Below are 7784 nucleotides of genomic sequence, written 5' to 3' on the forward strand. Positions count from 1 at the left end.
CGCAAAAAGCCATTTTCTTTTACAAATTTTTGTATTTTAGCAAAAGAAAAATGGCTTTTTGCTTGGTGTTGAGATTGCATAAGTACTTGATAATCAAAGTCCGCACTTCACAAAGCCGCAAACCGTTAGCGGCTATATTACGACCAACCGTGCTAAACAGAAAAATCGTATATTTGCCGACACGAAAATTTAAGTAAGACGAAATGTAAAAAATAATTTCTTTCAGACAAATCATAACAGCAACTGCAAAGTGGTTGTCGTATTGTTTCATTTTTAACGAAAGAAATTATGCTTATTCTACAAAACATTTCATATACACACCCAAACAAGGATTTACTGTTTAGCGACATCAATTTGACAGTAAACAATCACGAAAAGACAGCGTTAATCGGCAACAACGGAGCAGGAAAATCAACTTTGCTCAAAATTATCGCCAAAGAATTGCAACCATCCAACGGACAAATAAGCGTTGAAACTGAGCCGTATTTTGTTCCACAAATTTTCGGCCAGTTTAATCATCTGACCATTGCAGAAGCATTGAAGATTGACAAAAAATTAAACGCTCTAAAAGAAATTTTGAACGGAAATACAAGTGAAGAAAATTTCAATTTACTCAATGACGATTGGACAATTGAAGACCGTTGTAATGACGCTTTACAAGATTGGCAACTGACCGATTTAGACTTGTCGCAAAAAATGGAAGCGTTGAGTGGCGGGCAAAAAACAAAAGTTTTTTTGGCAGGAATTTCCATTCATCAACCCGAATTGATTTTATTGGACGAGCCAAGCAATCATTTGGACATCGCAAGCCGACAACTTTTGTATGACTTCATTCAAACCACAAAAAGCACTTTGGTTGTTGTAAGCCACGATAGAAAATTACTCAATCTGTTAGATACAGTTTGCGAATTGAGTAAACACGGAATTAAAGTTTATGGCGGTAATTACGACTTTTACAAAGAACAAAAGCAAATTGAAAACAATGCTTTGAGCCAAGACATTCAAAGCAAGGAAAAAGCGTTACGAAAAGCCAAAGAAAAAGAACGGGAAACTTTGGAACGACAGCAAAAGTTAGACAATCGTGGAAAAGGCAAACAAGAAAAAGCAGGTGTTGCCAGAATAATGATGAACACTTTGCGAAACAATGCCGAAAACAGCACATCAAAACTCAAAAGTGTTCACGCTGAAAAAATCATTGGAATTTCACAAGACTTGCAAGAACTTCGTTCTTCATTGCCCGACATTGACAAAATGAAATTTGGCTTTGACAATTCAGCATTACACAAAGGGAAAATTTTGTTTACAGCAACGAACATAAATTTCGCATACAACACGCAATCACTTTGGACAGAAAACTTGAATTTCCAAATTACAAGTGGCGAACGCATTGCATTGAAAGGACAAAATGGTTCGGGAAAAACGACTTTGATAAAACTCATTTTGGGCGACATTGAAACACAAACAGGAACAATTTATCGAGCAGACAGCAAATCGGTTTACATTGACCAAGACTATTCTTTGCTTGACAACAAACTAAAAGTTTACGAACAAGCCCAACAATTCAATGTATCTGCATTACAAGAACACGAAATAAAAACTCGGCTCAACCGCTTTTTATTTACAAAACAAGATTGGGACAAATCTTGTGGTGAGTTGAGCGGTGGCGAAAGAATGCGTTTGTTACTTTGTTGCTTGACAATAAACAGTAAATCACCCGATATTATTATTTTTGACGAGCCGACAAACAATTTAGATATTCAAAATGTAGAAATTTTGACGACAGCCATAAATGAATATCAAGGAACATTAATTGTTGTGTCGCACGATGAAACATTTTTAGAGCAAATAAACATAGAACGGACAGTTGGACTTTGACAAAAATACAGCCGCTAACAAGGTATTGCCGCAATAGGGGCTGACGTGCTTTTATGAAACTTTTGTGGGTAAACGAACGGCAGTGCATCTATTGAACATTTGTGCTAAAAATCCCCCACTGCGGCAATACCCAAACCGTTGTCCGTAATATTTGAGGAGCGTTATCAAATCGAAGATTTTGCTAATTTGAAAATTTTTTGACCTCTACCCTTCTGATTTCTAAATTTTATGCCGAATAATTTCTATGTGAAAATTTTAAAAATTGTGCTGAAATTCATGCTGAAAATTATCCTGTTGATTTTCGAAAAATTGTGCTGAATATCTTGCTGAAAATTATTCCGTTTTAACCGTGCTGATTTTTAAAATATTGGGCTGAGGAATCCTGAATTTGTGCGTGAAAAATTGAAATTAACTTGGCGAAAATTATCAATCTGAAATTCTTTGGAAACACGCTTCTTTTCTCCTTGTCGTCCTTGATTTTCAACTTCTCGAACTGAATTTAACCCAGTTAAATTCGCCCTCGAATTGAAAATACTACGGACAACAGACGGTTTTGTGAAATGCGGAGGTCAGGCTCTTGCGTTGAAAATTTTGAGAAATTATTCGCAAAAAAGCCATTTTCTTTTCCTAATTTTCGTATTTTAGCAAAAGGAAAATGGCTTTTTGCTAAGTGTAGAGATTGCATAAGTACTTGATAATCAAAGCCCGCACTTCACAAAGCCGCAAACCGTTGTCCGTAATATTTGAGGAGCGTTATCAAATCGAAGATTTTGCAAATTTGAAAATTTTTTGACCTCTACCCTTCTGATTTCTAAATTTTATGCCGAATAATTTCTACGTGAAAATTTTAAAAATTGAGCTGAAATTCATGCTGAAAATTATCCTATTGATTTTTGGAAATTGTGCTGAATATCATACTGAAAATTATTCCGTTTTAACCGTGCTGATTTTTAAAATATTGGGCTGAGAATTCCTGAATTTGTGTGCGTGAAAAATTGAAAGTGACTTGGCGAAAATTATCAGTCGGAATTTCTTTGGAAATACGCTTCTTGTCTCTTTGTCGTCCTTGATTTTCAACTTCTCGAACTGAATTTAACCCAGTTAAATTCGCCCTCGAATTGAAAATACTACGGACAACAGACGGTTTTGTGAAATGCGGAGGTCAGGCTCTTGCGTTGAAATTTTTGAGAAATTATTCGCAAAAAGCCATTTTCTTTTACAAATTTTTGTATTTTAGCAAAAGAAAAATGGCTTTTTGCTTGGTGTAGAGATTGTATAAGTACTTGATAATCAAAGTCCGCACTTCACAAAGCCGCAAAACGTTGTGCGTAATTATTAACCGACCGTTATATTGACAGAAAAATGGACGAAATCTTTGAACCAAAATTACTGAAAGACAAAGCAAGGCTTCAAGAAATTTACGACTTGAGAATAATGGCATATGAAAACTCACCGAAATCCGAATTTGTAAATCGACAAATTTTTCCAAATGGCTTGTTCGACAATTTAGACGCAAGAGACCAGACTTTACATTGGATAATAGAAGATAAAAATAAAATTATTGCATCTGCTAGAATTGCTGTTTGCTATGATTTTGAAGATTTGAAATATGATGTGCCAGATTTTTTGGACAACGAAAAATTTCCAAAATCAAGACCATTTGCATATTACAGTAGATTAATTGTTCATCACGAATACAGAAAATTTGGATTTGTTAAAAAACTTGATAAAGTTAGAGTAGACTATTTACAAAACCAAGACAAACTAACATTTGCTTTAGCTTGGGCAACATCAGACAGGCATAAAGCACTTAAAAATTTTAACTTCATAAATCTCGGAGACTACAATTACAGTTGGGGTGGAAGCAAAAGTATTGTACAGTCAATGTTTATATTAACTCTAAATAATATTGAAAAATGACATTTGCTTACATTATAGGAATATTGACTGTATTGACAAGTTTGGCTGTAAAAATTATTGGCTACCCTTCTCAAATTTTACAAATTCATAAAAACAAAAAAGTAGATAATATTTCTTTGACACTTGCTATAACAAGTTTTGTAACCTACGTTTGTTGGACAATACACGGCATTATAAAAAATGACGTTGTAGTAATTGCAGGACAATCATTAGGAATTCTTACAAGTGGAATATTGCTATTCCAAATTTTAAAATACAGAAATACTAACCACAAAAATTAACGATTATGAGAAATTTAATTTTATCTGCAAGTTTAATATTAACTACCATCATATTAAATAGCTGTTCTATTTTTCACGGTGGCGGGATGAGTAACAGAAATTCAAATTCTAGATCAGGGATTGTTAGAGTTAAACAATTTACTAACAAGCCAACTACTTTAATGTGGGCACATCACGACCCAACACAAAGGCAAACATTAATGTATGTTGACACTTTAGGCAATATAAAAGTTCTTGCTGAACAGTCTCCCGATGCAGGAATATCTAATATTGCAAATTTATCAGCAAATGCAAAGTTAACTGATAAGTTAGATGCAGCAACAGTATTGAATTTTCAAGCACAGCTTGAAAAACTTACAAATAGAACTACAAGTTTAATGATAACAAGAGAAAACCTTTATGCAATTAGAGAGCTATGCTTTAATAATAAAATTGTAGATACTCAGGCAATTAGTCTCTATAACTCTTATTTCAGTAAAATAGTTGACATTGTAAAAGAAGATGCTAAAATTGAGGAAGCAAAAGCAAAAGTAATTCAAGCAGAAGTTGAGAAAGCAAAAATTGAGTTAGAAAAATTGAAAATAGAGACAGCAAATAAAAAATTAGAAGAAGAAAACAAAAAAGTCAAAACTGACAATAAAGAAAAATCCGAAGACAAAAAGCCAGTTGAAGATGCGAAAAAAACGGAAAAATAACTACGCACAACAAGGTATTGCCAAAAGCGGGGCTGAAGGAATTTTAATGAACATTTGTGCTAAAACAAACATTAGTAATTCTATTGAAATTCTGTGCTAAAAATCCCCGCCTTCGGCAATACCCAAACCGTTGTCCGTAATATTTGAGGAGCGTTATCAAATCGAAGATTTTGCAAATTTGAAAATTTTTTGAACTCTACCCCGCTGATTCCTGAATTTTATGCCGAATAATTTCTGCGTGAAGCTTAGGAAAATTGTGCAGAACATCATGCTGAAAAATATTCCTTTTTAACTGTGCTGATTTTTAAAATATTGGGCTGAGGAATCCTAAATTTGTCGTGAAAAATTGAAGTGACTTGGCGAAAATTATCAATCTGAAATTCTTTGGAAACACGCTTCTTTTCTCCTTGTCGTCCTTGATTTTCAACTTCTCGAACTGAATTTAACCCAGTTAAATTCGCCCTCGAATTGAAAATACTACGGACAACAGACGGTTTTGTGAAATGCGGAGGTCAGGCTCTTGCGTTGAAATTTTTGAGAAATTATTCGCAAAAAGCCATTTTCTTTTACAAATTTTTGTATTTTAGCAAAAGAAAAATGGCTTTTTGCTTGGTGTTGAGATTGCATAAATACTTGATAATCAAAGTCCGCACTTCACAAAGCCGCAAACCGTTGTCCGTAATATTTGAGGAGCGTTATCAAATTGAAGATTTTGCAAATTTGAAAATTTATTGACCTCTACCCTTCTGATTTCTAAATTTTATGCCGAATAATTTCTGCGTGAAAATTTGAAAAATTAAGCTGAATATCTTGCCGAAAATTATCCTGTTGATTTTCAAATATTGGGTTGAGAATTCCTGAATCTGTGTGCGTGAAAAATTGAAGTGACTTGGCGAAAATTATCAATCTGAAATTCTTTGGAAAAATGTTTCTTTTCTCCTTGTCGTCCTTGATTTTCAACTTCTCGAACTGAATTTAACCCAGTTAAATTCGCCCTCGAATTGAAAATACTACGGACAACAGACGGTTTTGTGAAATGCGGAGGTCAGGCTCTTGCGTTGAAATTTTTTGAGAAATTATTCGCAAAAAGCCATTTTCTTTTACAAATTTTTGTATTTTAGCAAAAGAAAAATGGCTTTTTGCTTGGTGTAGAGATTGCATAAGTACTTGATAATCAAAGCCCGCACTTCACAAAGCCGCGAACCGTTATCGGCAATGCGTCGAAAAAGCGTATAAATGAAGGTATCAAAGATTATAATAAGCAAATTACCAAAACCCAATTTTAAGAACAAAATTCTGAATTTTTTGTTTTCAGTTTTTATGGTTCCATTTGCAATTTTTTTAATAGTTTTTATTCTATTATTTATCACTTATGACTTCATTAAAACTAAAATATTTGGAATTAAGGATAAAAATTTAACGAAGGAAGATATTCTTTTCGAAAACCAAAAATATAAAATTGTAAAAGAGTATTTTGAACCAATTGAAGAGACTGAAGAAAACAAATTACTATATGATTTTTATTGGAATATTGCAGAATATGATGACGAACTTTATATTTTCAAACTGATTGACAAAAAGTTGACAAGCGAATTAAACAATTGTTATGTTAATGACTTCAAAATCGAAAATACAGAAGAAATTTTTCTTCAAAAAATAATTGAAGAAAATCAAAAAATTAACACTTACTTAATTGCATTTAATAAAGAAACGGGAAAAGTGAAAATTCTAACCGAAATTGGACATTTTTCACTTTATGAATTTGATAAAAAAAGGAATTTAATAAAAGGATTTAATAAAAAAGACCAAATAAAATTACAAATCGAGCAATTTAATACGTAATGGAAAGTTCGCACTGCCGATAACATAGTATTTGCAAAAGGCGGGGTTGAATATATAATAGAAAAACCCGATCCATTTAGTCGCAACTTGCTTTTCATATTGTATTTTTTTGTAATTTAACAATCTGAAAAAGCAATTTGCTTCGTTCGGTCGAAATTGAACTTGCAGTTAAATTTAGCCCGCCCTTCGCAAATACTTTTTCCGTTGTCTGCAACCATTTCAGAGCAGAACTCCAAATAAAAATTTTGATTTTATACCAATACTTGGTATATTTGAATCAAATTAAAAGTTATGGCTAAAAATACATCGATTTTGTTGGGCGACTATTTTGACAACTTCATAAACCAACAAATTAAAAGTGGAAAATTTACTTCGGCAAGTGAAGTTGTACGAACAGCATTAAGAATGTTTGAATTTGAAGAATCTAAAAAAACGGAATTGATAAACGAACTGAAAAAAGGAGAAAAATCAGGCTTCGTTAAAGAATTTAACAGAGAAAACTTCCGAAAAGAACTTCATCAAAAACATCTTGCTGAAAAATGAATTACAAAATAAGCGTTGAAGCAAAGAATGACATCGAGAAAATTTGGCTTTATACTTTTGAGAATTGGTCGCTCAAACAAGCTGACCGCTATTTTGATTTGATAATGGACGAAGTTGAATACATTGCTGAAAACCCAAATTCTGGAAAAGATTATAGTAATGTAAGAAAAGGATACTTGAGAAGTCGAATAAAATCACATTTCATTTTCTACAAAGTGAACAAAAAGCAAAATGAAGTAGAAATTATTAGAGTCTTACACCAAAGCATGGATATTGAAAACAGACTCAATGACGAATAAAAAAGTATGGCTGCAGACAACAGACGGTTTTGTGAAATGCGGAAGTCAGGCTCTTGCGTAGAAATTTTTGAGAAATTATTCGCAAAAAGCCATTTTCTTTTCCTAATTTTTGTATTTTAGCAAAAGGAAAATGGCTTTTTGCTTGGTGTTGAGATTATATAAGTACCTGATAATCAAAGTCCGCACTTCACAAAGCCGAAAACCGTTGTCCGTAATATTTGAGGAGCGTTATCAAATTGAAGATTTTGCAAAATCGAATGTTTTTTTTGACCTCTACCCTTCTGATTTCTAAATTTTATGCCGAATAATTTCTGCGTGAAAATTTGAAA

Annotated in this window: 7 protein-coding genes; all 7 read left to right on the forward strand. The window is 33.0% G+C overall.

What is annotated here, in order from left to right; genetic code table 11:
• The first annotated feature begins 288 nt into the window (after nt 1-288).
• On the forward strand, nt 289-1875 hold the full coding sequence (gene abc-f / locus EIY84_RS11270; protein ID WP_124643233.1) for a ribosomal protection-like ABC-F family protein: 1587 nt from the start codon (nt 289-291) through the stop codon (nt 1873-1875).
• Nucleotides 1876-3237: 1362 nt separating this feature from the next.
• Nucleotides 3238-3795 (forward strand): GNAT family N-acetyltransferase, encoded by a 558-nt coding sequence (locus tag EIY84_RS11275; protein WP_124643234.1) that lies wholly within the window; start codon nt 3238-3240, stop codon nt 3793-3795.
• A complete protein-coding gene (locus EIY84_RS11280) occupies nt 3792-4076 on the forward strand; it encodes a SemiSWEET family transporter (protein WP_124643236.1) in 285 nt (94 codons plus the stop codon). Before EIY84_RS11275 ends, EIY84_RS11280 begins: the two co-directional genes overlap by 4 nt.
• Before the next feature lie 5 nt (nt 4077-4081).
• Nucleotides 4082-4771, forward strand: coding sequence for a hypothetical protein (locus tag EIY84_RS11285; RefSeq protein ID WP_124643238.1), 690 nt, complete (start codon nt 4082-4084; stop codon nt 4769-4771).
• 1236 nt (nt 4772-6007) lie between these two features.
• Entirely contained in the window at nt 6008-6613 is a 606-nt protein-coding gene (locus EIY84_RS11290; RefSeq protein WP_124643240.1) for a hypothetical protein, read from the forward strand.
• 291 nt (nt 6614-6904) lie between these two features.
• Nucleotides 6905-7156, forward strand: a complete 252-nt coding sequence (locus tag EIY84_RS11295) for a type II toxin-antitoxin system ParD family antitoxin (protein WP_124643243.1) — start codon at nt 6905-6907, stop codon at nt 7154-7156.
• Nucleotides 7153-7455 carry a type II toxin-antitoxin system RelE/ParE family toxin gene (locus EIY84_RS11300; RefSeq protein ID WP_124643245.1) on the forward strand — a complete coding sequence of 101 codons (303 nt, stop codon included), beginning with the start codon at nt 7153-7155 and terminating at the stop codon, nt 7453-7455. The genes EIY84_RS11295 and EIY84_RS11300 overlap by 4 nt, the downstream gene beginning before the upstream one ends.
• Nucleotides 7456-7784 lie beyond the last annotated feature (329 nt).

The organism is Amniculibacterium aquaticum, assembly GCF_003852705.1.
GTDB classification, from domain to species: Bacteria; Bacteroidota; Bacteroidia; order Flavobacteriales; family Weeksellaceae; genus Amniculibacterium; species Amniculibacterium aquaticum.

What these genes read in the sequence shown, in the direction of transcription:
- EIY84_RS11290 (WP_124643240.1), top strand. Translation starts at nt 6,008, where the DNA reads ATGAAGGTATCAAAGATTATAATAAGCAAATTACCAAAACCCAATTTT.
- EIY84_RS11275 (WP_124643234.1), top strand. Translation starts at nt 3,238, where the DNA reads ATGGACGAAATCTTTGAACCAAAATTACTGAAAGACAAAGCAAGGCTT.
- EIY84_RS11285 (WP_124643238.1), top strand. Translation starts at nt 4,082, where the DNA reads ATGAGAAATTTAATTTTATCTGCAAGTTTAATATTAACTACCATCATA.
- EIY84_RS11280 (WP_124643236.1), top strand. Translation starts at nt 3,792, where the DNA reads ATGACATTTGCTTACATTATAGGAATATTGACTGTATTGACAAGTTTG.
- EIY84_RS11295 (WP_124643243.1), top strand. Translation starts at nt 6,905, where the DNA reads ATGGCTAAAAATACATCGATTTTGTTGGGCGACTATTTTGACAACTTC.
- EIY84_RS11300 (WP_124643245.1), top strand. Translation starts at nt 7,153, where the DNA reads ATGAATTACAAAATAAGCGTTGAAGCAAAGAATGACATCGAGAAAATT.
- abc-f (WP_124643233.1), top strand. Translation starts at nt 289, where the DNA reads ATGCTTATTCTACAAAACATTTCATATACACACCCAAACAAGGATTTA.